The following is a 26,578-nucleotide window of genomic DNA, read 5'->3' on the forward strand; positions in this document are numbered from 1 at the left end:
ACTGGCCCCGTGAGTGAGCAGCAGCCCGAGAGCAACGGACCCGACGACCGCGACGAGACCTCCGATCTCTTCGAACGGATCGTGGCCGAAGAGTCCGACCGCGACCCCGACCTGGCGGTGATCGAGGCCGGCAGCCGCACCCTGCGCGCCCAGGCCGGACCGCCCCAGGGCGACCCGGTACCGTCGCAGCCCCTCGACCCGGAGGTGGCGCGGGCGCTCCAGGAGGTGGAGCAGGAGCTCTCCACCCGCTGGGGCGAGACCAAGCTGGAGCCGTCCGTCACGCGGATCGCCGCGCTGATGGACGTGCTGGGCGAACCGCAGCGCGCGTACCCCTCCATCCACGTCACCGGCACCAACGGCAAGACCAGCACCGCGCGCATGATCGAGGCCCTGCTGAACGCCTTCGAACTGCGCACCGGTCGCTACACCAGCCCGCACGTGCAGTCGGTCACCGAACGGATCAGCCTCGACGGGGCGCCGATCACCGCCGAGCGCTTCGTCGAGACGTACCACGACATCAAGCCGTACGTGGAGATGGTCGACGCCGCCGAGGAGTACCGGCTGTCCTTCTTCGAGGTGCTCACCGGCATGGCGTACGCGGCCTTCGCGGACGCGCCGGTGGACGCGGCCGTCGTCGAGGTCGGCATGGGCGGTACCTGGGACGCGACCAACGTGATCGACGGCGCGGTCGCCGTCATCACCCCGATCAGCCTGGACCACACGGACCGGCTCGGCTCCACGCCCGGGGAGATCGCTCAGGAGAAGGGCGGCGTCATCAAGCAGGACGCCACCGTGATCCTGGCGCAGCAGCCGGTGGACGCGGCGCAGGTGCTGCTGAAGAAGGCCGTCGAGGTGGACGCGACCGTGGCCCGCGAGGGCATGGAGTTCGGCGTCGTCTCGCGCGAGGTGGCCGTCGGCGGGCAGATGCTGACGCTGCGCGGCGTGGGCGGCGAGTACGACGGGATCTTCCTGCCGCTGTACGGGGCCCACATGGCCCACAACGCGGCGGTGGCGCTGGCGGCGGTCGAGGCCTTCTTCGGCGTCGGGGCGCAGCAGTCGCGGGAGCTGGACCTGGAGACCGTACGCCGGGCCTTCGCCTCGGTGACCTCGCCGGGCCGGATGGAGGTCGTACGGCGCAGCCCGACGGTGGTCCTGGACGCGGCGCACAACCCGGCCGGCGCACAGGTCACGGCGGAGGCGGTGACCGAGGCCTTCGGCTTCAGCCGGCTGATCGGGGTCATGGCGGCGAGCGAGGGCAAGGACGTCAAGGGGGTCCTGGAGGCCTTCGAGCCGATCTTCGCGGAGATCGTCGTCACGGAGAACTCCAGCCACCGGGCGATGTCCGCCGACGAGCTGGCGGCGGTCGCGGTCGAGGTCTTCGGGCCGGACCGGGTGCAGGTGGAGCCGCGGCTGGACGACGCCCTGGAGGCGGCGATCACCCTGGCGGAGGAAGAGGCCGAGTACGGAGGGGCCGGGGTCCTGGTGACCGGTTCCGTGATCACGGTGGGCGAGGCCCGCCTGCTGCTGAAGAGGGGCTGAGGGATGCGCACGCTGTGTGCTTCGACGCTGATCGGCGAGTTCTTCGTGATCGGCTTCGCGGGGCTGGTGGCCATGAAGAACCCGGATCTGACCCAGGCCACGGTGTGGACGGTCTGCGGGGTCGCCATGCTGCTGTCGGTGCTGCTGTGCGGGATGCTCTCGCGTCCGGGCGCGGTCCAGATCGGCTGGGCGCTGCAGATCGGTCTGGTCCTGAGCGGGTTCGTCGTCCCGATGATGTTCATCCTGGGCGCCGTCTTCGCGGGTCTGTGGTGGTGCTCGGTGCACTACGGCACCAAGATCGACGCGATCAAGGCCCGCTGGGCGGCGGCGCAGGGCGAGGCACAGGCCTGAGGAGGCCCGCAGCCCCCGGCCGCGAGGGCCCGGGGCTCCGGGGCCCAGAGTCCGGGTTCCGCGGTCCGGGGCCCGCGCGAGGGCCCCGCTGACTCCCTGTAGCCTCGTCGGACCGCACCCGTATGCCGCAAGGAGCCGCAACATGACCCAGCGCACGCTCGTCATCCTCAAGCCCGACGCCGTCCGTCGAGGCCTGATCGGCGAGATCATCGGCCGCATCGAGCGGAAGGCCGGCTGGACCGTCCCCGCGATGGAGCTGCGCACGCTGGACCAGGAGACCCTGGAGACCCACTACGGCGAGCACAAGGGCAAGCCCTTCTACGAGCCCCTCATGGGCTTCATGGCGAGCGGCCCGGTCGTGGTCCTCGTGGTGGAAGGGGAACGCGCGATCGAGGGTGTCCGCCAGCTGGCCGGACCCACTGACCCGATCGCCGCGGCGCCCGGCTCCATCCGGGGGGACTTCGGCACCATCACCCGGGAGAACCTGATCCACGCCTCGGACTCCGAGGAGTCCGCGGAGCGCGAGCTGAAGCTGTTCTTCCCCTCGCTCTGATGAGTCCTTCCTGACGTAACATCAGCCGAATAGCGCTCATGACCTGGGGCGACCGAAGTAATTTCGGTCGCCCTTCGGTATTGCCGGGCGAGAGCGGGAACGCATGTGCAGGACACGTCGTCACCACTAGGGGGCGGGTTTCCGTTCCGGCGGGATTGCCGGAGTCCCGTCGCGCGGTGTTCATACTTGCGGCACTACGATGGGGCCTCCACCCACACACCCACCTCGCCGACCTGACAGCAGCCGCTATCAACTGGAAGGCCAGACGCTCCTCATGGGGAACAAGGGGAACAACATGTCGTTCATCGGCCGTGACATGGCGATCGACCTCGGGACCGCCAACACGCTGGTGTACGTGAGGGGCCGGGGGATCGTCCTGAACGAGCCGTCCGTGGTCGCCATCAACACGAACACCGGTGGCATCCTGGCGGTCGGCTCCGAGGCGAAGAAGATGATCGGCCGGACGCCCGGCAACATCGTCGCCGTACGGCCCCTCAAGGACGGCGTCATCGCCGACTTCGAGATCACCGAGCGTATGCTCCGGTACTTCATCCTCAAGATCCACAAGCGCCGCTACCTGGCCCGTCCGCGCGTCGTGGTCTGCGTCCCCTCCGGCATCACCGGAGTGGAGCGCCGCGCCGTCATCGAGGCGTCCACGCAGGCCGGCGCCCGCCAGGTGCACATCATCGAAGAGCCCATGGCCGCCGCCATCGGCTCGGGCCTGCCCGTCCACGAGGCCACCGGCAACATGGTCGTGGACATCGGCGGCGGCACCACCGAGGTCGCCGTCATCTCCCTCGGCGGAATCGTCACGGCGCAGTCCATCCGGGTCGCCGGCGACGAGCTCGACAACGCGATCATCCAGCACATCAAGAAGGAGTACTCGCTCCTCCTCGGTGAGCGCACCGCAGAGCAGATCAAGATCACCATCGGGTCGGCCTACGACCTCGACAAGGACGAGCACACCGAGATCCGCGGCCGGGACCTGGTCTCCGGCCTCCCGAAGACGGTCGTGATCTCCGCCGCCGAGGTCCGCAAGGCCATCGAGGAGCCGGTCAACGCCATCGTCGACGCGGTCAAGACGACCCTCGACAAGTGCCCGCCCGAGCTCTCCGGCGACATCATGGACCGCGGCATCGTGCTGACCGGCGGCGGCGCCCTGCTCCGCGGCCTCGACGAGCGGCTGCGCCGCGAGACGGGCATGCCGATCCACATCGCCGAGGACCCGCTCGACTCCGTCGCCCTCGGCTCCGGCAAGTGCGTGGAGGAGTTCGAGGCACTCCAGCAGGTCCTGGACGCCCAGCCCCGGCGCTGACACAGACCCCCGTCCGGGGGCCATGCGGAACACAAGGATCCGCCGTACGGGTGCTGCCGCGCCCGTGCGGCGGATCGTTGATATACAGACCAATAAGTTTCCGACGAGGAAGGCACGGCCGCCGCACGTGAGGGACACACGAGAAAGCCGGCTGCTCCTGGTGCTTCTGATCGCCATCGCGTTCGCGTTGATCACGGTGGACATCAGGGCAGGCGAGGAGTCTCCGGTCGACGGCGCCCGGCAGGCCGCCGCAGCGGCCTTCGGCCCGGTCGAGGAGGGGGTCGCGACCGCGGTCGACCCCGTCGCCAACGCCATAGGGGCCGTACGGGACTCGGGCGAGCGCCACAACCGCATCGCCACGCTGGAGCGCGAGAACGCCGCCCTGAAGGCCAAGCTGGGCAGCGACGACCAGACCCGCAGCCGCATCCACGAGCTCGACGAGATGCTCAAGCGGGCCGGCGCCGGACAGTACGGCATCAAGGGCGCCGAGGTCATCGCCATAGGAGCGGCCCAGGGCTTCTCCTGGACCGTCACCATCGACGCCGGCAGCAAGGACGGCATCGAGCGCGACATGACCGTACTGAACGGAGAAGGACTCGTCGGCCGGGTCTCCACCGTGGGCCCCGACACCGCCACCGTCGTCCTCGCCAACGACCCCGACTTCACCGTGGGCACCCGGCTGGAGAAGACCGGCGAGCTCGGCTTCGCCACCGGACAGGGCGACCGCGCCCTGTCCGTCCAGATGCTCAACGGCAAGGCCAAGGTCAGCCCCGGCGACCGGCTCGTCACCTTCGGCTCGCGCGGCAACAAGCCGTTCGTGCCCGGCGTCCCGATCGGCGAGGTGGTCAAGGTCGACCCCTCGCGCGGCGACCTGACCCGCACCGTCTGGGTGCGTCCGTTCGTCGGTTTCTCGCGCCTGGACATCGTCGGGGTCGTCGTGATGCCCCCGCGCGAGGACCCGCGCGACGCCGTACTGCCGCCCAAGCCCGAGGTGAAGCCCACCCCGACGGTCACCGTCACGGTCACGCCGTCGCCGTCCGCCAGTGTGCCCGCCAAGCCGGCCGACGAGTAGGAGCCCACCGTCATGCGCTTCAACCGGATCCTGCTTTCGGCCACGCTCGTCGTGGTCGCCCTCGTCGTCCAGGTCTCGGTCCTGGGCCGGCTGCAACTGCCCGGCGCCGTACCCGACCTCGTCCTGCTCACCGTCGTCGCGCTCGCCCTCGTGTACGGGCACCTCAGCGGCGCGCTCATCGGCTTCGCCGCCGGACTCCTGGCCGACCTGGCCCCGCCCGCCGACCACGCCGCCGGGCGGTACGCGCTCGTGCTCTGCGTCATCGGGTACGCCGCGGGCCTCGCCCGCCCCGACTCCGGGCGGTTCCGCTCCGCCTGGGGCCCGATGCTGACCGTCGTCGCCGCAGCGATCGGCTCCACCCTGCTCTACGCCGGGGTGGGCGCCCTCGTCGGAGACACCGCGGCCCGCCACGTCGGGCTCACCGGGCTGCTGTTCACCGCGACCCTCTACGACCTGCTGCTCGCCCCCTTCACCGTGCCGTTCATCATGGCGCTGGCCCGCCGCGCCGAGAACGACCCGATGGCCGTCGAGGCGGGCGGCGGCCAGAGCGCGGCCACCGACGTGTCCTCCGGCTGGCTCGCCGGCGGCACCGGTCTGCGCATCGGCAGCCAGCGCGGCGGCCTGCGGCGCGGGCTCGCACGCGGCCGCGCCAACAAGGCCGGCCGGATAAAGGGCGTCAAGGCGATCAAGAGCGTCAAGAAGCTGTGAGGGAGGAGCTCCCGTGACCAACGCCCCCGAGACCGGCCGCACCTCCCGCGTGCGGATCAGACTCGTGATCATGCAGGTGCTCGTCCTCTCCTTCCTCTGCACCCTGGGCGGGCGCCTGTGGTACCTCCAGGTCCGCAACGGCGCCGAGTACTACCACGAGGCCAAGAGCAACCACGTCCAGCAGGTGGTCCAGCCGGCCGTGCGCGGCTCGATCCTGGACGCCCGCGGCATCCCCCTCGCCGACAACGAGACCCGCCTGGTCGTCTCCGCCAGCCGTACCGCGCTGATGAAGATGAAGGACAAGGGCAAGGGCGTCCTGACCCGGCTCGCGGGCGTCCTGGACATGAAGCCGCAGGACGTCATGAACAAGGTCCGCATCTGCGACTCCCAGACCCCCAAACCCTGCTGGAACGGCTCCCCCTACCAGCCGATCCCGGTCACCACCGAGGCCACCACCCAGCAGGCCCTGCAGATCCGCGAACGCCCCGAGGAGTACCCCGGCATCACCGCCGAGCCCACCGCCGTCCGCCGCTACCCCGCGCCCGGCGGAGCCAACACCGGCCAGGTGCTCGGCTACCTCTCCCCGGTCACCGACGACGAGATCCAGAAGGCCAAGAACACCAACTCGCCGCTGCTGCGCTCCGACCAGGTCGGCCGCTTCGGCCTGGAGCGCACCTACGACAGGACCCTCCGCGGCAAGTCCGGGGTCACCCGCTACGAGGTCGACAACCTCGGCCGCGTCATGGGCCAGGCCAAGAACGACCCGACGGTCGCCGGCGCCCACCTCGTGACCAGCATCGACGCCCGCGTCCAGGGCGTCGCCGAGTTCGAGCTGAACGCGGCGATGGTCGAGGCCCGCAAACAGATCGACCGCAACACCGGCGTCCCCTACAAGGCCGACGCCGGCGCCGTGGTCGTCCTGGAGTCCAAGACGGGCCGGGTCGTGGCCATGGCCTCCATGCCCACGTACGACCCGAACGTGTGGGTCGGCGGGATCTCCGCCAAGGACTACGCCAAACTCACCGCCAAGGAGTCCAACGTCCCGCTGATGAACCGGGCGATCCAGGGCCAGGCCGCCCCGGGCTCCATCTTCAAGGTCATCCCGACCGCGGCCGCGGTCAACGCCGGCTACGACTTCGACGGGGACTACCCCTGCCCGAGCTCCTACTCCATCGGTGGCCAGGTCTTCAAGAACTTCGAGTCCCAGGGCCACGGCAACATCACCCTCGGCCGGGCCCTCGAAGTCTCCTGCGACACCGTGTTCTACGCCCTCGGCCACCAGCAGTGGATCAAGGACGGCGGACTCCACCCGAAGAAGCCCCCGGCCGAGATCTTCTACAAGACCGCCCACCAGTTCGGCCTCGGCGCCGAGACCCACGTGGACCTGCCGGGCGAGGAGAAGGGCCGGGTCCCCGACCGGGCGTGGAAGCAGAAGTTCTGGCAGGCCAACAAGGACATGTGGTGCAAGACCGGGAAGAAGGGCGGCACCTACGTCGAGCTGCTCTCGTACGAGAACTGCCTCGAAGGCAACCTCATGCGCGCCGGTGACGCCATCAACTACTCCATCGGACAGGGCGACACCCTGGTCACCCCGATCCAGATGGCCACCATCTACGCGGCCATCTCCAACGGCGGCACCATGTGGAACCCGACCATCGGCAAGGCCGTCATCAGCGCCGACGGCAAGCAGGTCGAGCCGATCCCGCCGCAGTCCCACGGCAAGCTGCCCATGACCGAGGCCACCCGGGTCAAGATCAACGCCGCCCTGGAGGGCGTCGCCACCCGCGGCACCGCCGCCTGGCGCTTCGGCGGCTGGCCGCAGAAGCAGATCCCCATGCACGCCAAGACCGGTACCGCCGAGGTCTACGGCAAGCAGACCACCTCGTGGTTCGCCACGTACACCGAGGACTTCACGATCGTGATGACGATCTCCCAGGGCGGTACCGGTTCGGGTGCGTCCGGACCCGCCGTCCGCAACATCTACAACGCCATCTACGGTCTGAGCATGTCCGGCAAGCAGGACACCGAGAAGGCCTTCCTGCTCAAGCCGGAGGCGAAGCTCCCCACCATCGGGCCCGACGGAACCATCGACGCCCCCGACATCAAGCCGTACGTGCCCCCGTCCCCCGAGGACCTGGCGCCCCCCGCGCTCGCCGGTCCCCCCGCACCGCCCGCCGCGCGGCAGGACTGAGACCCCGATGCAGACCGCCAACAAGTTCTCCGTATCCCGGTACGCGCCCGAGCGCGGCGCGATGGCCAAACTGACCTCGCGCGACTCGGTGCTGCGCCGGCTCGACTGGCCGATACTCCTTTCGGCGCTCGCCCTGTCCTTCATCGGCGCCCTGCTGGTGTGGTCGGCCACCCGCAACCGCACCCAGCTCAACCAGGGCGACCCCTACTACTTCCTGATCCGGCACGCCCTGAACACCGGCATCGGCCTCGTGCTGATGATCGGCACCGTCTGGCTCGGCCACCGCACGCTGCGCGGCGCCGTACCGATCCTGTACGGGCTCTCCCTGGTGCTGATCCTCGCCGTGCTCACCCCGCTCGGCGCCACCATCAACGGCGCCCACGCGTGGATCGTGATCGGCGGCGGCTTCTCGCTCCAGCCCTCCGAGTTCGTGAAGATCACGATCATCCTGGTCATGGCGATGCTGCTGGCCACCCGGGTGGACGCGGGCGACCTCACCCACCCGGACCACCGCACCGTGGTCAAGGCGCTGTGCCTGGCCGCCGCGCCGATGGGCATCGTCATGCTGATGCCCGACCTCGGCTCCGTCATGGTCATGGTCGTCATCGTGCTCGGCGTCCTGCTCGCCTCCGGCGCCTCCAACCGCTGGGTGGTGGGGCTGATGGGATCCGGCGCGGCCGGGGCCGTCCTGATCTGGCAGCTGGGCGTGCTCGACGAGTACCAGATCAACCGCTTCGCGGCCTTCGCCAACCCCGACCTCGACCCCGCCGGCGTCGGCTACAACACCAACCAGGCGCGCATCGCGATCGGCTCGGGCGGGCTGACCGGCTCCGGGCTCTTCAAGGGCTCGCAGACCACCGGGCAGTTCGTGCCCGAGCAGCAGACCGACTTCGTCTTCACGGTGGCGGGGGAGGAACTCGGCTTCCTCGGCGCCGGGCTGATCCTGGTCCTGCTCGGCATCATCCTCTGGCGGGCCTGCATGATCGCCCGCGAGACCACCGAGCTGTACGGGACGATCGTGTGCGCCGGGATCATCGCCTGGTTCGCCTTCCAGTCGTTCGAGAACATCGGGATGACCCTCGGGATCATGCCGGTGGCCGGGCTCCCCCTACCGTTCGTCTCCTACGGAGGCTCGTCCATGTTCGCGGTGTGGGTGGCGGTCGGACTGCTGCAGTCGATCAGGGTGCAACGGCCGATGTCGGCCTAGCGGGGCCGATCTTCGGCCGCTTCGCCGTAGATTTCCCGTTCACCCTGCCGTGGTGATCCGTTCAGGACTAAGTTCGATGCATGGCGGACACGAAACGCGAGATCGAGCGCAAATTCGAGTTCACGACGAGCAAGGCCGCGCGCCGCGGAGTCCCGGACCTGACCGGCACGGACGCGATCGCGTCCGTCGCCGACCGGGGGACCGTCGACCTCGACGCGGTCTACTACGACACCCCCGACCAGCGGCTCGCCGCCGACGGCCTCACCCTGCGGCGGCGCACCGGCGGCGCGGACGCCGGCTGGCACCTCAAACTGCCCGTCTCCCCGGGCGTGCGCGACGAGGTCGGCGCCCCCCTCGGCGACACCGTCCCGCGCGCCCTCGCGGCCCTCGTCCGCTCCCGGGTCCGCGACGCCGCCCTGGAACCCCAGGTCCGGCTGGTCTCCTCGCGCCGCGTGAGCCACCTCCTCGACGCCGAGGGCATCCTCCTCGCGGAGCTCTCCACCGACGCCGTCCGCGCCGAACGGGACGAGGCCGCCGCCTCCTGGACCGAGGTCGAGGTCGAGCTCGCCGACGGGGCCGACCCGGCGCTCCTCGACGCCGTGGAGAAGCGGTTCCGCAAGGCCGGACTCAAGGTCTCCGACGCCCCCTCGAAGCTGGCCCGGGCCCTCGCCGAGACGGGGACCGAGCCGCCGGCCCGGCCCGGTCCGGCCGGCGCCGAGGGCACCGCGGGCGCGCTGGTCCTCTCGTACCTGCGCGAACAGCGCGACGTGCTCGTCGCCCAGGACCCGGCCGTCCGCCGCAACCTGCCCGACTCCGTCCACCAGATGCGGGTCGCCTGCCGCCGGATGCGCAGCGCCTTCAAGACGTACCGCAAGGTCCTGGACCGCGACGTCACCGATCCGCTCGGCGAGGAGCTGCGCTGGCTGGCCGCCGAGCTCGGCCTCGACCGGGACCAGGAAGTCCTCTACGACCGCATCCAGACCCACCTCACCGAGCTCCCCCGCACCCTCGTGGTGGGCCCCGTGCGCGGCCGCCTGCGGACGTGGAACAACTCCCGCCGCTCGGGGACCCGGCGCCGCGCCCTCGCCGCCCTCGACGCCAAGCGGTACACGGCCCTGCTCGACGCCCTCGACGCGCTGCTGGCCGAGCCGCCCCTGCTCCCCGGCGCGGCTGAGCCGGCCGCCCGGCGCCTGCCCAAGGCCGTCCTCAAGGACTACGAACGGCTCGCCACCCGGGTCGCCGCCGCCCTGGACCTGCACCCGGGCGAGGAGCGCGACCTGGCCCTCCACGAGGCCCGCAAGGCCGCCAAACGCGCCCGCTACGCGGCGGAGGCGGCCGTCCCCGAGCTCGGCAAACCGGCGAAACAGCTGGCCAAGGCCATGAAGTCGGTCCAGAGCCTGCTCGGCGAGCACCAGGACAGCGTCGTCGCCCGCGAGGCCCTGCGCGGCCTCGGAGCCCAAGCGTCCGGAGCCGGAGAGTCCGCTTTCACCTGGGGCGTGCTCTACGCCCGCGAGGAGGCGCTGGCCGCACAGGGCGAGCGGGAGCTTCCGGACGTATGGGGGCAGGCCTGTGACCCCGCGCTCCGGGCGGAGCTGGGCGCCTAGGCGGCGATCATGGCGGCAGGAGGCGGCTGCGCCTCGGGTTACGCTTGAGAGTCGCCCCCTGCCCGCTTCACGAAAGTCGCGTGATGTCCGAGTCGGTCTTCCCACAGCTCGAAGCTCTGCTCCCGCATGTGCAGAAGCCCATCCAGTACGTCGGCGGTGAGCTCAACTCCACCGTCAAGCCGTGGGATTCGTGTGACGTCCGCTGGGCGCTCATGTACCCGGACGCGTACGAGGTCGGGCTGCCCAACCAGGGCGTCATGATCCTGTACGAGGTGCTGAACGAGCGCGAGGGCGTGCTCGCGGAGCGCACGTACAGCGTCTGGCCGGACCTCGAAGAACTGATGCGCGAGCACAAGGTGCCGCAGTTCACCGTGGACAGCCACCGCCCCGTGGGCGCCTTCGACGTGTTCGGCCTGTCCTTCTCCACGGAGCTGGGCTACACGAACATGCTGACGGCCCTGGACCTGGCGGGCATCCCGCTGGAGGCCAGGAACCGTACGGTCGACCACCCCATCGTCCTCGCGGGCGGCCACGCGGCCTTCAACCCCGAGCCGATCGCGGAGTTCATCGACTGCGCCGTCATCGGCGACGGCGAGCAGGCCGTCCTCGACATGACCGAGATCATCCGCACGTGGAAGGCCGAGGGCCGTCCGGGCGGGCGCGAAGAGGTCCTCTTCCGTCTGGCCAGGACCGGTCAGGTCTACGTGCCGGGCTTCTACGACGTCGACTACCTGCCCGACGGCCGCATCGCGCGCGTCGCGCCGAACAAGTCGGGCGTCCCGTACCGCGTGTCCAAGCACACGGTCATGGACCTCGACGAGTGGCCCTACCCGAAGCAGCCGCTGGTCCCGCTCGCCGAGACCGTCCACGAGCGGATGTCCGTCGAGATCTTCCGCGGCTGCACCCGCGGCTGCCGTTTCTGCCAGGCCGGCATGATCACGCGCCCCGTGCGGGAGCGAAGCATCACCGGCATCGGCGAGATGGTGGAGAAGGGCCTCAAGGCGACGGGCTTCGAGGAGGTCGGCCTCCTCTCGCTGTCCTCCGCGGACCACACCGAGATCGCCGAGATCGCCAAGGGCCTCGCGGACCGCTACACGGACGACAAGGTGGGCCTGTCCCTGCCCTCGACCCGCGTGGACGCGTTCAACGTGGACCTGGCGAACGAGCTGACCCGCAACGGACGCCGCTCCGGCCTGACCTTCGCCCCCGAGGGCGGCTCCGAGCGCATGCGCAAGGTCATCAACAAGATGGTCTCGGAAGAGGACCTGATCCGCACCGTCGCCACCGCGTACGGCAACGGCTGGCGCCAGGTGAAGCTGTACTTCATGTGCGGCCTGCCGACCGAGACCGACGAGGACGTGCTCCAGATCGGCGACATGGCGGTCAACGTCATCGCCAAGGGCCGCGAGGTCTCCGGCCAGAACGACATCCGCTGCACGGTGTCGATCGGCGGGTTCGTGCCCAAGCCGCACACCCCCTTCCAGTGGGCGCCGCAGCTGTCGGCCGAGGAGACGGACGCCCGCCTGGGCAAGCTCCGCGACAAGATCCGCGCCGACAAGAAGTACGGCCGCTCCATCGGCTTCCGCTACCACGACGGCAAGCCGGGCATCGTCGAGGGCCTGCTCTCGCGCGGTGACCGCCGCATCGGCGACGTCATCCGCGCCGTGTATGAGTCGGGCGGCCGCTTCGACGGCTGGCGCGAGCACTTCTCGTACGACCGCTGGATGGAGGCCGCGGAGAAGACCCTGCCCGCCTACGGCGTGGACGTGGCCTGGTACACGACCCGCGAGCGCACCTACGAGGAGGTCCTGCCCTGGGACCACCTGGACTCCGGTCTCGACAAGGACTGGCTCTGGGAGGACTGGCAGGACGCCCTCGACGAGACCGAGGTCGACGACTGCCGCTGGACCCCGTGCTTCGACTGCGGCGTCTGCCCGCAGATGGACACGGCCATACAAATCGGCCCCACCGGCAAGAAGCTGCTCCCGCTCACGGTCAAGAAGTAGCCGTGACCAGCGGCGACGCCATCCAGCGGATGGCTGAGGCGCTTGCCGAAGTACCTGAGGCGGACCGCGCCGAAGCCCTTCGAGGGCTCGGCGTGAAGGAGTGCGAGCCGGCTCCCCGCCGTGAGCGGCGCACGCCGCTTCCTGCCCCTCGGCGAGATTCGGGCATCGTCTCGGCGGTCGAGTGGGTGTAGACGTAGAGAGGCGTTCGGACGATCCGGTCCGGGCGCCTCTCGGCGTTCCTGGGGTCCTGTTTATGCGACAACGCGCATAGTCGCGTTTCCGCACAGACGACGTGTCCACCCGCTCGTACGGTCGTGGCGACCGGCCCGCAGAGGGCTCGCAAGAGGGGGTTCAGCATGGCGCGCGAAGAACTCAGGAGATCAAGCGGTCGGAGCGCGTCCGGCGCGGCTACCTGCGCCCCGAGGGAGACGGGTCGCACGGCATGGCGGTGGTCTGCCACCACTGCCCGAAGTGCCCGGCCTGATGGTCACGCGGAAGGACATCGGGCACCTTGTCCAGGACAGACACGGCCGCACCGGAGCGCTGACGGACGTGATCCCGGACTACGAGGACCCGGCGAAGATGGCCGCAGGAAGCAGCGCATGGCGTTCGCGCGCCCCTAGGGTGGCGGCGCGGAGTGGCTGGCCCTCCCGAACCGCTCAGCCGCTTATAGCCCTGAGGCTAGCTGATGGCCACCGGTCGCACCCCCTTCCTGGGGGGCATGGCAGCAGTACCGTCCTGCGCTTCGGGATGTCCTCGACGTCCCCGCGAGCCCTTCGGGATCGCGGCCCCTTCACTGAGTGGCCAGCTCTACCGCCGCTGAGCGGTGGGAGCTACGGTCTCCCGCTCAAGGAAGGAGCGGGAGAGTCTTCCTACCCGGAGGCCGCGGTCGTCAAGCCGAACACCCCCGGAGCCTGGCCGGCCAAGCTACCCAGAGGTGTATGTCTCTGCTCGGTCGTCAGAGCCTTGCGGCGAAGTCATCGCCCTTGATGACCAGGCGTTCGCGGACGTCGCGCGGGATCTTGAGCCGCAGGTGTACGGACGGGGCGCGCACCCCCTTCACCTTCGTGCGGGTCACCTCGCACGTGACGCCCACGCGGCGCAGGTCCTCGGCCATGGCCTCCATGCCGCCCGCTTCCCACATCGCACGGAAGGTCTTGCCGTTGTGCACGAGGACCCAACGGTCTTGTGTGGTCTCGGGATCGATGGCGTCCAGCTCTTCCGTGAGTCTGTCGAGCGTCTTCTCCGCCCGCTCGCGAGTGAACCGCGTCTTCGAGAAGCGGCCTTCTGGTTCGAGCTCCGCCATGTAGTAGGAGATGGCGTCTTCGAGCCGCTTCACCTCGGCGCGTGCCTCGGCTCCCTTCGCGTACTCCCGGACCTGGACGGGGAAGTCACCGAGGACGCGGAGCACGTCGCCCACGAGGACGTCGTACACGTCCTGGGGGTTGGGCGCGCCGAGGCCGCCGCCCTTGCACTTGCCGCAGCGCAGGTAGGTGTAGCTCCGGCCGTTGCTCATGTTCTTCTGCACGGTCATGTTGGTCGAGCAGTCGACGCAGATCAGTACACCGAGGAACCGCGTCGCACCGTGCGCCTGCCGGGTGGGCTGGTTCTTGCCCCGGCGGTCGAGTGCCGCTTGCAGCGTCTCGAACTCCTCCTCGGTGAAGATCGGAGGGCCGACCCGTATCGGCTTGCCGTCGTTGCCGAGGACGAGCCTGCTCCGTCGCTTCCCGCCCTGCTTGTCCTCCTCGACCCGGTAGCCCATGAGCGCGGGGTTACGAAGACGTCGGAGAAGAGTCGACGTGGTGAGTCCTGCAGACATGAGGCCGGAGCGGACCAGACAGAGGGCCATGCGTCGGGCAGAGACGCCCCGGAGTGCCATGCGTCGGGCCCAGTGCAGTGCTTTGTGCGCGCTCGGCTCGATGGCGAGTGCCGGCTTGCCGTCCACCTTCGTCGTGACGTAGCCGTACGTCGGTTTGCCCACGAGCCATGAGTCCTGCGTGCGCGCGTAGTCCCACAGTGAGGTGACGCGGGTGGACGTGTTCGCCGCCTCGATCTCGGCGATGCCGCCGATGAGCGTGACCATGATCCGGCCCACGGTCGTACTGAGGTCGATCGCGTCGTTCTTCGACACGAGGTTCTTCCCGTACCGCTCGCACCACTCGATCATCGTGGACAGGTCCGTCATGCGACGGATGAAGCGGTCGAGCTTCCAGAAGAGCAGAGCATCGAACTCCGGGGCCTGGTTGTTGAGCCACTCGCCGAGCTCCTTCCGCTTCCACGGCGGAACCTTCGTCGCCGACACGTTGAGATCGGAGGCGACGCCGACAACGCGGTACCCCTTCTCCCTGGCCAGGAGACGTAGGTCGAGTTCCTGTCGTACCGGTGAGGTGGTGTCCTCCGTAAGTACGGACAGGCGGACGGAGAGAAGTGCGCGCGGAGCGTCCTCGGGGAGCAGAGCCTCCGCCCGCTTCAGGTCCTCCAGGAGGGCCAGGTCCGAGGCTGTCCACTCGCTCTCGATGTCGTACGTCTTCATGGTTACGAAGAGTACGGAGTAGATGTGATGTTGTCGCGGTGTTTCCCGTATGGAAACACACATCCGACTCCTTGATCATGGGGAATCGTCCCAACTGGTTGAGTCCGGCGCGTGTTCGGGAAGGCTCACCAAGCCCGTCGGCCTGGTGGGCTGGTTCTGGGGCGCCTGGAGGCGGCATGAGGGAGTTGCTGTACCTGTCCAGTGCAAAGCTCGCGGAGTTCCTGCCCGAGAGGGGTGGCGGGTTCTCCGGTCGGTCAGTGGAGGCAGAGGTATCGGCGCTCGGCGCCGGCATGCGCCTGGCGGTGGGTGAATCCCCATCCGTTGAAGAGTCACTGGGGGAGCGCTTACAGCAGGCGCTTGATCACGTCAGTGCCAAGTGCGAGGCGCACACGAGCCTCCCGGACTCCTGTGAGTCGCTCACCGCCTATGACTGGCTTGAGTTCACAGGGTTCTTCCGGTACGGGCCCAGGGTGCGGGACTGGGGACTCATCGATAGAGGTGTGTACACGTTCATGTCGCTTGAAGACCCGTCGTGTGCACTCAGGCGCGGTGACGACAGCTGTGCTGGTGTTCAGGTCATCCTGTGTGGTTCTCGGCAGCACGTCCTGACCGAGACTGAGGCTCCACCGACGCGAATGGGGTCTGGGTCTGACTGGCTACATGATCTAGCCGCTGCCTTGGTCGAGAGGGAAGGGCAGGGAGATGCGTCGTTTCCGGATGACCTTGATTCCACGAGCCGGCGCGACAAGGAGTTCGCTGCCCGTTCTGCATACGACATGCTTCTGACCGAGTACGAAGGGCCCGCGTACCTTCACGGCCACGCCCGAGTGTTGTGCAACTTCCCTCCTGGGGCGTGGCAGCACAGGTTGATCGTGGCGACCCCCTTGTATGCGGAGGCTGTGCCGCGTCCTCGGCGCGGAGCCATCGAGATGGCTGGGCAGTCAGCTCCTGTTGGCGTGTGGAAGCGAATGCGGCGGGTCGTGCGTCGAGAGACGCGACGGTGAAAAGTCGTGTAGCCCTGCATGAATCTGTTCCAGATGGACACCCACATCCAGATCGGCCCCACGGGCAAGAAGCTCCTTCCCCTCACGGTCGTGAAGTAGAAGTAACCCTTGAGTCACGAGAGGCCCCCACCCGCAACGGGTGGGGGCCTCGCCCGTGTCCTACGGGTATGGAACTCGACAAGCGGCCTCCCGGTGACGGCGGCGAAGGATGCCTGGTGGGAATCGTCCGGGTGCCCGTCAAGATCGTGGCGTTGATCGTCGTACTGCCCGTACGGGTGGTCTGGGACCTCCTCGTCGCTTGCGGGCGGGCCGCTCGGCGGCACGTGCTGGGACCCTTCTGCGCGTACGTCCTCCAGCCGGTGCTGCGCGGCATCGGCCGGGTGCTGACCGTGCTGCTCAAGCTGGTGTTCGTCTGGCCCTGGATCGGTCTGTGGCGCTACCTGCTCCAGCCCCTGTACGCGTACCTGCTCGCTCCCGTCGGCCGGGGGCTGTACGCCTACCTCCTGCGTCCGCTCGGCGAGGCGCTGGCCTGGGTCGGGCGCGGGGGCGTGCGGTACCTGCTCGCGCCGCTGGCCAAGGGCGTGGCCTGGCTGCTTCGGGCGCTCGCCATGACCCTGTTCGTCTGGCCCTGGGTGGGGCTGTGGCGGTACGTGCTCGCGCCCGTGGGGCGGGGACTGGCCTGGGCGGGCGCGGTGTCGTACCGGTACGTGCTCACCCCGGTCGGGCAGGCGCTGGCGTGGGCGGGCGCCGTCTTCCACCGCTACCTGCTGCGGCCCCTGGGGCTCGGGGTGTACCGGTACCTGCTCGCGCCGCTCGGGCAGGCGCTCGTCTGGGCCTGGCACGTCGCCGGGCGGATCGTCCGCGCGGTGTGGCGCGGAGTCCGACTGGTCGGGTGGGTGCTCATCGGCCTGCCCGCGGCGCAGGTGTACCGGTACGTACTGACACCGGTCGGACATGTCGTACGGGATGTGTGGCGCGCCGTCCGCAACACCGTCCGCGAGGTCCGGGCCGAGGTGCGAAAGGCCCTGTTCGGCAGCCCCGCCCGGGAACCGGCGAGGTCACGGGCGCGTACTCTGGGTAGTACGACAGCCGTGGGCGAGACGCCCTCCGCTCCCGAGATCTCCTGGCGCAAGCGAGGGTGAGCCGGAGAGCGCCGGCTCACCAGACCTCAGGGCGACGCGCGAGCCGCGGAGCCCCGCACAAGGAGAAGAACCACTGGGCAAGCGACAGCCCGAAGGCCCGCCCCCCGCACCGGTGGTGCAGCGCATCCGACTGCGCTACACCAAGCGCGGCCGCCTCCGGTTCACCAGCCACCGAGACTTCCAGCGCGCGTTCGAGCGGGCGCTGCGCCGCGCCGAGGTGCCCATGGCGTACTCGGCCGGCTTCACCCCGCACCCCCGCGTGTCGTACGCGAACGCCGCGCCCACCGGCACCGGCAGCGAGGCCGAGTACCTGGAGATCGCCCTCGCCGAGCCCCGCGACCCCGAGAAGCTGCGCGAGCTGCTCGACGAGTCGATGCCGGTCGGGCTCGACATCACCGAGGCGGTCGAGGCCCGTACCTCCGGGCTCGCCGACCGTCTGACCGCCTCCGTGTGGGAGCTGAGGCTGGAGGGCGTGGAGGGCGCCGACGCCCAGCGCGCGGTCGAGGCCTTCCTCGCCGCCGAGGCGGTGGAGGTGCAGCGCCGCACCAAGAACGGCATGCGCACCTTCGACACCCGGGGGGCCGTCGTGAGCCTTGAGACGGTTCCCGCCCCGGCTGATAGGACGCCGGACAATGCCTGTGCGATACTGCGGCTGGTTGTTCGGCATCTGACACCTGCCGTTCGACCCGACGACGTCCTGTCCGGTCTCCAAGCTGTGGCCGACCTGGCGCCGCCGGTCCCCGCAGCGGTGACCAGGCTGGCGCAGGGGCTCTTCGACGAGGAGTCCGGCACGGTGACCGACCCGCTCGCGCCCGACCGCGAGGCTGTCACGGCCGCCCCACCCACGGCCGCCGTAGCAGCCGACGCGAAGGCGCCGGAAGGTCCCGCCGCGTAGGGATCGTCGTCGTCGCGCAGCCCTGGCACTCGGGAGCCACCTGGGTCGGGCCGCGCACAGACCTGAAGACTTCCGCCAGGCCGTACGACAAGACGTACGGAACCGGCGGCCATGGACTACAGCTCCCGTGTGGCGACCGCGCCCCGGAGGCCGGGTCCGCGCTGATCGCGCGGAACCCGTGCCGGACCGGAAGTCAGCCGCGGCGCCCGGGAGCGTGACGGGAGAACCGCCCGCATGCTCAACAACGAAACCAACAACACCACCGGTGGCGCCGACAGCGGCAGCCCGAGCGACAACCTGCCCCCGCGCAGGCGTCGCCGCGCCGCGTCGCGGCCCGCGGGACCGCCCGGTGCGACCGCCGTCACCCCGGCCGCCGACGTGACCGAGGCCGCTCCGGCCGCACCCGCCCCCGCCGCCGAGGAGGCCGCTCCGGCCGCCGCCCCGGCCCGTACCCGCCGCCGCGCGACCCGCGCCGTGGCCGCCCCCGAGGCTCCGGCTGCCGCCGAGGTCGCCGTGGAGGCCGCTCCGGCCGCCCCGGTCGTCGAGGAGCCCGCTGCTCCCGCGCCGCGTGCCCGTCGCCGTGCCACCCGCGCCGTCACCGCTCCTGAGGCCCCGGCCCCCGCGGTCGAGGCCGTCGTCGAGGCCGCTCCGGCCGCTCCGGTCGTCGAGGAGCCCGCTGCTCCCGCGCCGCGTGCCCGCCGTCTTGCGACCCGCGCCGTCACCGCCCCTGAGGCCCCGGCCGCCGCCGAGGTGGTCGTGGAGGCCGCTCCGGTCGTCGAGACGGCTCCGGCCGTCGAGGAGCCCGCCGCTCCTGCGCCGCGTGCCCGTCGCCGTGCGACCCGCGCCGTCACGGCCCCTGAGGCCCCGGCCGCCGCCGAGGTGGTCGTGGAGGCCGCTCCGGCCGTCGAGACGGCTCCGGCCGCCGAGCCCGCCGCTCCCGCGCCGCGTGCCCGTCGCCGTGCGACCCGCGCCGTCACCGCCCCCGAGGCCCCGGCCGCCGCCGAGGCCGCCGAGCCCGCGGCCGAGGCGCCCGCGGCGAAGGCCACCGTGACCGTCGCCGACGCCGTCGACTCCCCGAAGCGCGGCGGCCGCCGCCGCGCCACCCGCTCCGCCGCGTCCGCCGCCCCGGCCGCTCCCGCCGCCGCTCCGGCGCAGCCCGCCGCGGAGGAGCCCGCCGCTCCGGCGCAGTCTCGCGCCGGCCGTCGCGCCGCGCGCCCCGCCGTCGCCGTGTTCCAGGCGCCGGTGTTCGCCGAGCCGATGTTCCAGACCCCCGAGACCGCCGCCATGGCGGCCGCGGCCGCCGCCGCTGCCGTCGAGGCCGAGGAGGTCGAGGAGGAGGAAGAGCTCGAAGCCGAGGCCGAGGTCGTCCAAGCGCCCCCCGCCCAGCCGGCCGGCCGCCGCCGTCGCCGTGGCCGCGGTGCGGCCGAGTCCGCCCCGGCCGCCGAGTCCGCGCCGGTCTCGCTGGCCGATGTGGAGCGCGTCGAGGACGAGGCCGAGGCCGCCGAGCTCGACGAGGAGAGCGCCGAGTTCGAAGACGGCGACGAGAGCGGCGAGCGTCCGTCCCGCCGCCGCCGTCGCGGTGGCCGTCGCCGCCGCCGCGGTGAGGCCGCCGACCTCGACGAGTCCGCCGAGGAGGAGCCCGAGGCCGCCGACCAGGAAGCGGACGAGGAAGAGGGCTCCGCCGAGGACGACGACGAGGAGAACGGGGCCCTCGGCTCCAGCTCCAGCCGTCGCCGCCGTCGCCGTCGCCGCCGCAGCGGTGACACCGGTACGGACGCCGAGGCGGGCGAGGAGGACGGCGTACGCACCGTCGTCAAGGTCCGCGAGCCCCGCCCGGCCCGCGAGAAGGCCGAGCCGTCCGACGAGGTGCAGTCCATCAAGGGCTCGACCCGTCTGGAGGCGAAGAAGCAGCGCCGCCGCGAGGGCCGCGAGCAGGGCCGCCGCCGGGTCCCGATCATCACCGAGGCCGAGTTCCTGGCCCGCCGCGAGGCCGTCGAGCGCGTCATGGTCGTCCGCCAGGCCGGCGAGCGCACCCAGATCGGCGTCCTGGAAGACAACGTGCTCGTCGAGCACTACGTCAACAAGGAAGAAGCCACCTCGTACGTCGGCAACGTCTACCTGGGCAAGGTCCAGAACGTGCTGCCCTCGATGGAGGCCGCCTTCATCGACATCGGCAAGGGCCGCAACGCCGTGCTGTACGCCGGCGAGGTCAACTTCGAGGCGCTCGGCATGGCCAACGGGCCGCGCCGCATCGAGTCCGCCCTCAAGTCCGGCCAGTCGGTCCTCGTGCAGGTCACCAAGGACCCGATCGGCCACAAGGGCGCCCGCCTGACCAGCCAGGTCTCGCTGCCCGGCCGCTACCTGGTCTACGTGCCCGAGGGTTCGATGACCGGAATCAGCCGCAAGCTGCCCGACACCGAGCGCGCCCGCCTCAAGACCATCCTCAAGAAGATCGTCCCCGAGGACGCGGGCGTCATCGTGCGCACCGCCGCCGAGGGTGCGAGCGAGGACGAGCTGCGCCGCGACGTCGAGCGTCTGCAGGCCCAGTGGGAGGACATCCAGAAGAAGTCGAAGCAGATCTCGACCTCTTCGCCGAGCCTGCTGTACGGCGAGCCGGACATGACCGTCCGCGTCGTGCGCGACATCTTCAACGAGGACTTCTCCAAGGTCATCGTCAGCGGTGACACCGCCTGGGAGACCATCCACGGCTACGTGAACCACGTGGCCCCGGACCTGGCCGACCGGCTGTCGCGCTGGACCTCCGAGGTCGACGTCTTCGCGACGTACCGGATCGACGAGCAGCTCGCCAAGGCGCTCGACCGCAAGGTGTGGCTGCCCTCGGGCGGTTCCCTCGTGATCGACAAGACCGAGGCGATGATCGTCATCGACGTCAACACCGGCAAGTTCACCGGTCAGGGCGGCAACCTCGAAGAGACCGTCACCAGGAACAACCTGGAGGCGGCCGAGGAGATCGTCCGCCAGCTGCGCCTGCGCGACCTCGGCGGCATCGTCGTCATCGACTTCATCGACATGGTCCTGGAGTCCAACCGCGACCTGGTCCTGCGGCGCATGCTGGAGTGCCTGGGCCGCGACCGCACCAAGCACCAGGTCGCCGAGGTGACCTCGCTGGGCCTGGTGCAGATGACCCGCAAGCGGGTGGGCCAGGGTCTGCTGGAGTCCTTCTCCGAGACCTGTGTCCACTGCAACGGGCGCGGTGTGATCGTGCACATGGAGACGCCGACCGCGGTCGGCGGCGGTGGCAACGGCAAGCGCGCCAAGCGGCGCGGCGGCCGAGGCCACGAGCACGACCACGAGATCGAGGGCGTGGAGACCGTCGAGGTCCTCGAAGCCGATACCGAGACCGAGGCCGAGGTGGCCGCCGAGCTCGCGGCGCCGGTGGCGCTGCCCGAGCCGGCGTTCGTCGCGGACGAGGAGCTCTACAGCAGCCCGGCCGAGGCGGAGGCAGCGGCCGGCGGTCTGAGCGGCCGTCGCAACCGCCGCCGTGCCACCCGCAAGGCGACCGCCCCGGCGGGCGCCCCGCGCGGTACGGCCGCCCCGGCGCCGGCCCGCGAGGCCGAGCCGGTCGTCGAGGCCGTCGTGGAGCCGGTGGTCGAGGCCGAGCCGGTGACCGAGGCCGCCGACACGGTGCTGGAGCCGGCCGCCGAGGTCGTCGTGGAGGCCGTGGAGGCCGCCGAGACGGTCGAGGCCGCGCCCAAGGGCCGCACCCGTCGCCGCGCCACCCGCAAGGCCACGGCCCCGGCCCCGGTGGCCGAGGCCCCCGCCGAGCCGGAGCCGGTCGTGGAGGCCGCCCCGGAGCCCGAGGCCGTGGAGGCCGCGGTCGCCGAGGCCCCGGCCGAGGAGGAGGCCCCGGCCGTGGTGGAGGCCGCCCCGGCCCGTCCCCGCCGCCGTGCCACCCGTAAGGCCACCGCACCCGCCGGCTCCCCGGCCGGCGCGGCCGAGGCCGCCGTCCTGGTCGTGGAGACCTCCGCCGCCGAGCCCGAGGCCGCCCCGGCCCAGGTCGAGGCGGAGGAGGCCCCCGAGGCCGAGAAGCCGGCCAAGAAGGCGGTCCGCAAGACGGCCGCCAAGAAGGCCCCGGCGAAGAAGGCCACCGCCGCCAAGAAGGCGACGGCGGCCAAGAAGACCGTGGCCAAGAAGGCGACCGCCAAGAAGACCACGGCGAAGCGGACGACGAAGAAGACCGCGGCGGCCGAGCAGCAGCCGCAGTCCTCCGTCTCGGCCCCGGCCGAAGACTGATCCACCGCACGGCCGTGGGCCCCGCCCGCAGGCGGGGCCCACGGCCTGCGCGGGGCCCGGTTTGACCCTCCGGAACCGGCCCCGTAACCTAGACCGTCGGCATGTCCTAGACGATTACGTCTGGTGCGCGTCGCGCTCCTGAGCACCTTCCTCCGGCCGGGCCCCGCCCGCAGGAGAGGCCGCTCGTCCAATCCGGATCAGTTCGGTCCCCCCGCAAGAGGGGTCTGCCTGAGCGTCTGGCTTCAGGAGCATCCGTCCCGAGTGAGAGAGAGATCCGCGTGTACGCCATCGTGCGCAGCGGTGGTCGCCAGCACAAGGTTGCTGTTGGTGACATCGTTGAGGTTGACAAGATTTCCACTGCCAAGGTTGGCGACACGGTCGAGCTCTCGACCCTGCTCGTTGTCGACGGCGACGCCGTGACCAGCGACCCGTGGGTGCTGGCCGGGATCAAGGTCCAGGCCGAGATCGTGGACCACCACAAGGGCGCCAAGATCGACATCCTGCGCTACAAGAACAAGACCGGCTACCGCCGTCGCCAGGGTCACCGTCAGCAGTACACGGCGATCAAGGTCACCGGTATCCCCACGGCTGCGAAGTAAGAGGGACTGAGACATGGCACACAAGAAGGGCGCATCGTCCACCCGGAACGGGCGCGATTCCAACGCTCAGCGGCTCGGCGTGAAGCGCTTCGGCGGTCAGGTCGTCTCCGCTGGTGAGATCCTCGTCCGCCAGCGCGGCACCCACTTCCACCCGGGTTCGGGTGTGGGCCGCGGCGGCGACGACACGCTGTTCGCGCTGCAGGCCGGTGCCGTCGAGTTCGGCACCCACCGCGGCCGCAAGGTCGTCAACATCGTTCCGGCCGCCTGATCCAGCTCCTGCTGATCAGCGGTACGTAACTTCCCGAGGGCGGATCTCAGCTCTTCCCGGCGCGAGCCGGGAAGAGAGGTCCGCCCTCGGCGCGTTGTCATACAGACCACGTTTTAATGGGCAGCTAGGCCTGCCCGGGACATTCCCGTATGTATCTGGAGGAACAACCATGACCACCTTCGTGGACCGCGTCGAGCTGCATGTCGCCGCGGGTAACGGGGGCCACGGCTGCGCCTCCGTTCACCGGGAGAAGTTCAAGCCGCTCGGCGGCCCCGACGGCGGAAACGGCGGCCGTGGCGGCGACGTCATCCTGGTGGTGGAGCAGGCGGTCACCACCCTGCTGGACTACCACCACAGCCCCCACCGCAAGGCCACCAACGGCAAGCCCGGCGAGGGCGGCAACCGTTCCGGCAAGGACGGCCAGGACCTGGTCCTGCCCGTGCCGGACGGCACCGTCGTCCTCGACAAGGAGGGCAACGTCCTCGCCGACCTCGTCGGCCAGGGCACCACGTACGTGGCCGCCGAGGGCGGCCGCGGCGGCCTCGGCAACGCCGCGCTGTCCTCCGCCCGCCGCAAGGCCCCCGGCTTCGCGCTCCTCGGCGTCCCCGGTACCACCGGCGACATCGTCCTGGAGCTCAAGACCGTCGCCGACGTGGCCCTCGTCGGCTTCCCGTCCGCCGGCAAGTCCTCCCTCATCTCGGTGCTCTCCGCTGCCAAGCCGAAGATCGCGGACTACCCCTTCACCACCCTCGTCCCGAACCTGGGCGTCGTCACCGCCGGCTCGACCGTCTACACGATCGCCGACGTCCCCGGCCTGATCCCGGGCGCCAGCCAGGGCAAGGGCCTCGGTCTGGAGTTCCTGCGCCACGTCGAGCGCTGCTCGGTCCTCGTGCACGTCCTGGACACCGCCACGCTGGAGTCCGACCGCGACCCGGTGGCCGACCTCGACGTGATCGAGGAGGAGCTCAAGATCTACGGCGGCGGGCTGGAGAAGCGCCCGCGCCTCGTCGTCCTGAACAAGGTCGACATCCCCGACGGCCAGGAGCTCGCCGACATGGTCCGCCCGGACCTGGAGGCCCGCGGCTACAAGGTCTTCGAGGTCTCCGCGGTCGCCCGTACGGGCCTCAAGGAGCTCTCGTACTTCCTCGCCGAGGTCGTCGCCAAGGCGCGCGCCCGCAAGCCCAAGCAGGAGGCGACCCGCATCGTCATCCGCCCGAAGGCCGTGGACGACGCCGGCTTCACCGTCACCTACGACGAGGTCGAGGACGTCTACACGGTGCGCGGCGAGAAGCCGGAGCGCTGGGTGCGCCAGACCGACTTCAACAACGACGAGGCCGTGGGCTACCTGGCCGACCGGCTCGCCCGCCTCGGTGTCGAGGACGCGCTGAAGAAGGCCGGTGCCCGCGCCGGCGACGGCGTCGCCATCGGCTCCGACGAGAACGCGGTCGTCTTCGACTGGGAGCCGACCGTGATGGCCGGCGCCGAGATGCTGGGCCGCCGCGGCGAGGACCACCGTCTGGACGCCCCGCGTCCGGCCACCACCCGCCGCAAGGAGAAGGAAGCCCAGCGCGGGGACTCGGCGCAGAAGGAGTACGACGAGTTCCGGCCCTTCTGATCTGCCGCTTCGCCGTTCTTCCCTCCCGGACGGCGGTGTTGAAGGGATGTTTACCCCGGTCGCCTAGGATCCACCGGGTGAGCAGCACCAACACTCCCAGCGTTTCCGTCGTGGTGATCGCGTACAACGACGCCGTGCTCGTGGGCGAGGCCGTATCCTCGGCTCTCGCCCAGGGCCCGGTCGTCGCCGAGGTGATCGCCGTGAACGACGCCTCGGCCGACGGCACCGCGCAGGTGCTGGACGAGCTGGCAGCCGTCCACCCCCGCGTGAAGGTCGTGCACCGCACGGAGAACAGCGGGGGCTGCGGCACCCCGCGCAACGACGGCATCGCGGCCGCGACCTCCCCGTACGTGCTCTTCCTCGACAGCGACGACGTGCTGCCCCCGGGGGCGGCCGACGCCCTCGTGCGGGCCGCCGAGGAACACCGCGCGCCGGTGACGGTGGGCGCGTGCGTACGCCGTGAGCTGCCGCTCCACCACGACGTGCCCTGGATGCCCGGGCTGTACACCGCGGGCGACGTCATCGAGCGGCCGGACGACCGGCCCGAGCTCGTCCGGGACACCCTCTGCGTCAACAAGCTGTACGAGCGGGCCTTCCTGGACAAGCATGCGATCCGCTTCCCCGACGGCCGGTTCACCTACGAGGACTTCGTCTTCACCGCGCGCGTCCTGGCCGCCGCCCCGCGCATCGCCGTCATCGGCGACCTCGTCTACGTCTGGCACGTGCGCCGCGACGCCGCCCAGGTGTCGATCTCCCTGGACCGCAAGGACGTCGGCAACTGGCGCTCCCGGACGGAGGCCCACCGCGAGGCCCGCCGGATCCTCACCGAGTCCTCCCCGGAGCTCGGCCTCGCCTGCCAGGTGAAGTTCCTGGAGTACGACCTGCGCATGTACCTGCGCGAGCTCGGCAAGGACCCCGCGTACCAGGCCGCCTGGTGGACCCTGACCCGCGACTACCTCACCGGCTTCGACGAGGCCGCGGTGGAGGCCGCGGGGGCGCACGCCCGCTGGATCGTCCGGCTGCTGCGGGCCACCGCGACCCCGCCCGCCGACGTGGAGCGGCTCACCCGCTTCGCCGCCGAGCCGCCCCGGCTGCTGCCCCCGTACGCCACCGGCCCGGACGGGCAGCCCGTGTGGAGCCGGGAGCTCCCGGTGGTCCTCGACGGGCTGGCCGGGCTGCCGGTGGCCGAACTGCCCGTCAGCGTCGACGCCGAACCGGTCGGCGCGGGCCGGCTCCGGATCCGGGTGCGCGAGCTGTACGGGCGCCTCGCCGAAGCCGGACCGCGCACCGCCCGGCTGAGCTTCGTACCCCGCTCGGGCGGGCAGCCGGTCCAGGACCGGCCGGTTGAGCTGCGCGCGGCCGCGGACGGCGACGGCTGGACCGCCGAACTGCCGTTCCGGCTCACCGGCGTGGCCGCCGCGGGGCGCCGCCAGGGCCGCCGCGGCATGCAGGCGTGGGGCATCCAGGTCGGCGTGGAGTTCGCCGACGGGAGCTCCCTGGTCACCTCCCCGCGCCCCCTCGAAGGGCTCCTCCACCGCCGCGCGCTGCCGAGCAGCAGGTACGGTGTTCTGCTGGCGCAGCCGTTCCGTACGGGCGGGGGATCGATGGCCCTGCGGCTCGCGCCGGGTGCCGCGGGCGCGCTGAGCCTCGTACGCAACCGTCTCCACCGGGCCCGGGCAGGCCGCGGATCGGAGTGAAGACAGCCGGCGGCCGCCAGGCCGC

19 protein-coding genes are annotated in these 26,578 nt (G+C 71.0%); 18 read left to right on the top strand and 1 reads right to left on the bottom strand.

The annotated features are described in order from the left end of the window. Positions 1 to 9: 9 nt before the first annotated feature. The 10 genes from folC to CP980_RS22190 all read left to right on the top strand — a co-directional run bounded on the left by folC (position 10) and on the right by CP980_RS22190 (position 12,546). On the top strand, positions 10 to 1,539 hold the full coding sequence (gene folC / locus CP980_RS22145) for a bifunctional tetrahydrofolate synthase/dihydrofolate synthase (RefSeq protein WP_132755245.1): 1,530 nt from the start codon (positions 10 to 12) through the stop codon (positions 1,537 to 1,539). Positions 1,540 to 1,542: 3 nt separating this feature from the next. Next, positions 1,543 to 1,890, top strand: coding sequence for a DUF4233 domain-containing protein (locus CP980_RS22150; RefSeq protein WP_132755247.1), 348 nt, complete (start codon positions 1,543 to 1,545; stop codon positions 1,888 to 1,890). A 142-nt stretch (positions 1,891 to 2,032) separates the two neighbouring features. After that, positions 2,033 to 2,443: a nucleoside-diphosphate kinase gene (gene ndk, locus CP980_RS22155; RefSeq protein ID WP_123514492.1), complete on the top strand. Its 411-nt coding sequence runs from the start codon at positions 2,033 to 2,035 to the stop codon at positions 2,441 to 2,443. A gap of 295 nt (positions 2,444 to 2,738) precedes the next feature. Continuing rightward, positions 2,739 to 3,758, top strand: a complete 1,020-nt coding sequence (locus CP980_RS22160) for a rod shape-determining protein (protein WP_008738981.1) — start codon at positions 2,739 to 2,741, stop codon at positions 3,756 to 3,758. Between the two features lie 127 nt (positions 3,759 to 3,885). Next, positions 3,886 to 4,830 carry a rod shape-determining protein MreC gene (mreC, locus tag CP980_RS22165; RefSeq protein WP_132755249.1) on the top strand — a complete coding sequence of 315 codons (945 nt, stop codon included), beginning with the start codon at positions 3,886 to 3,888 and terminating at the stop codon, positions 4,828 to 4,830. Positions 4,831 to 4,842: 12 nt separating this feature from the next. Further along, complete coding sequence (mreD, locus tag CP980_RS22170) at positions 4,843 to 5,538, top strand: rod shape-determining protein MreD (RefSeq protein ID WP_150528913.1); 696 nt, start codon at positions 4,843 to 4,845, stop codon at positions 5,536 to 5,538. 13 nt (positions 5,539 to 5,551) lie between these two features. After that, a complete protein-coding gene (gene mrdA, locus CP980_RS22175; protein WP_132755251.1) occupies positions 5,552 to 7,729 on the top strand; it encodes a penicillin-binding protein 2 in 2,178 nt (725 codons plus the stop codon). A gap of 7 nt (positions 7,730 to 7,736) precedes the next feature. Beyond that, positions 7,737 to 8,936 (top strand): rod shape-determining protein RodA, encoded by a 1,200-nt coding sequence (rodA, locus tag CP980_RS22180; protein WP_099892399.1) that lies wholly within the window; start codon positions 7,737 to 7,739, stop codon positions 8,934 to 8,936. A gap of 80 nt (positions 8,937 to 9,016) precedes the next feature. Then, positions 9,017 to 10,540 carry a CYTH and CHAD domain-containing protein gene (locus tag CP980_RS22185; protein ID WP_150528914.1) on the top strand — a complete coding sequence of 508 codons (1,524 nt, stop codon included), beginning with the start codon at positions 9,017 to 9,019 and terminating at the stop codon, positions 10,538 to 10,540. Positions 10,541 to 10,620: 80 nt separating this feature from the next. Next, positions 10,621 to 12,546, top strand: a complete 1,926-nt coding sequence (locus tag CP980_RS22190) for a TIGR03960 family B12-binding radical SAM protein (protein ID WP_189998565.1) — start codon at positions 10,621 to 10,623, stop codon at positions 12,544 to 12,546. A gap of 958 nt (positions 12,547 to 13,504) precedes the next feature. Here the strand turns inward: CP980_RS22190 and CP980_RS22195 are convergent. Next, on the bottom strand, positions 13,505 to 15,079 hold the full coding sequence (locus CP980_RS22195; protein ID WP_150528916.1) for a recombinase family protein: 1,575 nt from the start codon (positions 15,077 to 15,079) through the stop codon (positions 13,505 to 13,507). A gap of 176 nt (positions 15,080 to 15,255) precedes the next feature. On the opposite strand from CP980_RS22195, the gene CP980_RS22200 reads away from it, so the two are divergent. The 8 genes from CP980_RS22200 (at position 15,256) to CP980_RS22235 (ending at position 26,553) form a co-directional block, all read left to right on the top strand. Continuing rightward, positions 15,256 to 16,083 carry an SAVMC3_10250 family protein gene (locus CP980_RS22200; RefSeq protein WP_150528917.1) on the top strand — a complete coding sequence of 276 codons (828 nt, stop codon included), beginning with the start codon at positions 15,256 to 15,258 and terminating at the stop codon, positions 16,081 to 16,083. Between the two features lie 215 nt (positions 16,084 to 16,298). Then, entirely contained in the window at positions 16,299 to 17,225 is a 927-nt protein-coding gene (locus CP980_RS22205; RefSeq protein ID WP_229907075.1) for a hypothetical protein, read from the top strand. Positions 17,226 to 17,340: 115 nt separating this feature from the next. Continuing rightward, complete coding sequence (locus tag CP980_RS22210) at positions 17,341 to 18,120, top strand: TIGR03936 family radical SAM-associated protein (protein WP_132755257.1); 780 nt, start codon at positions 17,341 to 17,343, stop codon at positions 18,118 to 18,120. Between the two features lie 234 nt (positions 18,121 to 18,354). Beyond that, positions 18,355 to 22,374: an Rne/Rng family ribonuclease gene (locus CP980_RS22215; RefSeq protein WP_150528919.1), complete on the top strand. Its 4,020-nt coding sequence runs from the start codon at positions 18,355 to 18,357 to the stop codon at positions 22,372 to 22,374. 278 nt (positions 22,375 to 22,652) lie between these two features. After that, on the top strand, positions 22,653 to 22,973 hold the full coding sequence (gene rplU, locus CP980_RS22220) for a 50S ribosomal protein L21 (protein ID WP_030159347.1): 321 nt from the start codon (positions 22,653 to 22,655) through the stop codon (positions 22,971 to 22,973). A 13-nt stretch (positions 22,974 to 22,986) separates the two neighbouring features. After that, entirely contained in the window at positions 22,987 to 23,241 is a 255-nt protein-coding gene (gene rpmA / locus CP980_RS22225; RefSeq protein ID WP_048480572.1) for a 50S ribosomal protein L27, read from the top strand. 169 nt (positions 23,242 to 23,410) lie between these two features. Next, positions 23,411 to 24,856: a GTPase ObgE gene (gene obgE / locus CP980_RS22230; RefSeq protein ID WP_099892409.1), complete on the top strand. Its 1,446-nt coding sequence runs from the start codon at positions 23,411 to 23,413 to the stop codon at positions 24,854 to 24,856. A 77-nt stretch (positions 24,857 to 24,933) separates the two neighbouring features. Beyond that, a complete protein-coding gene (locus CP980_RS22235) occupies positions 24,934 to 26,553 on the top strand; it encodes a glycosyltransferase family 2 protein (RefSeq protein ID WP_150528920.1) in 1,620 nt (539 codons plus the stop codon). The last annotated feature ends 25 nt before the right edge of the window (positions 26,554 to 26,578 follow it).

It is taken from the genome of Streptomyces vinaceus (genome assembly GCF_008704935.1).
GTDB classification, from domain to species: domain Bacteria; phylum Actinomycetota; class Actinomycetes; order Streptomycetales; family Streptomycetaceae; genus Streptomyces; species Streptomyces vinaceus.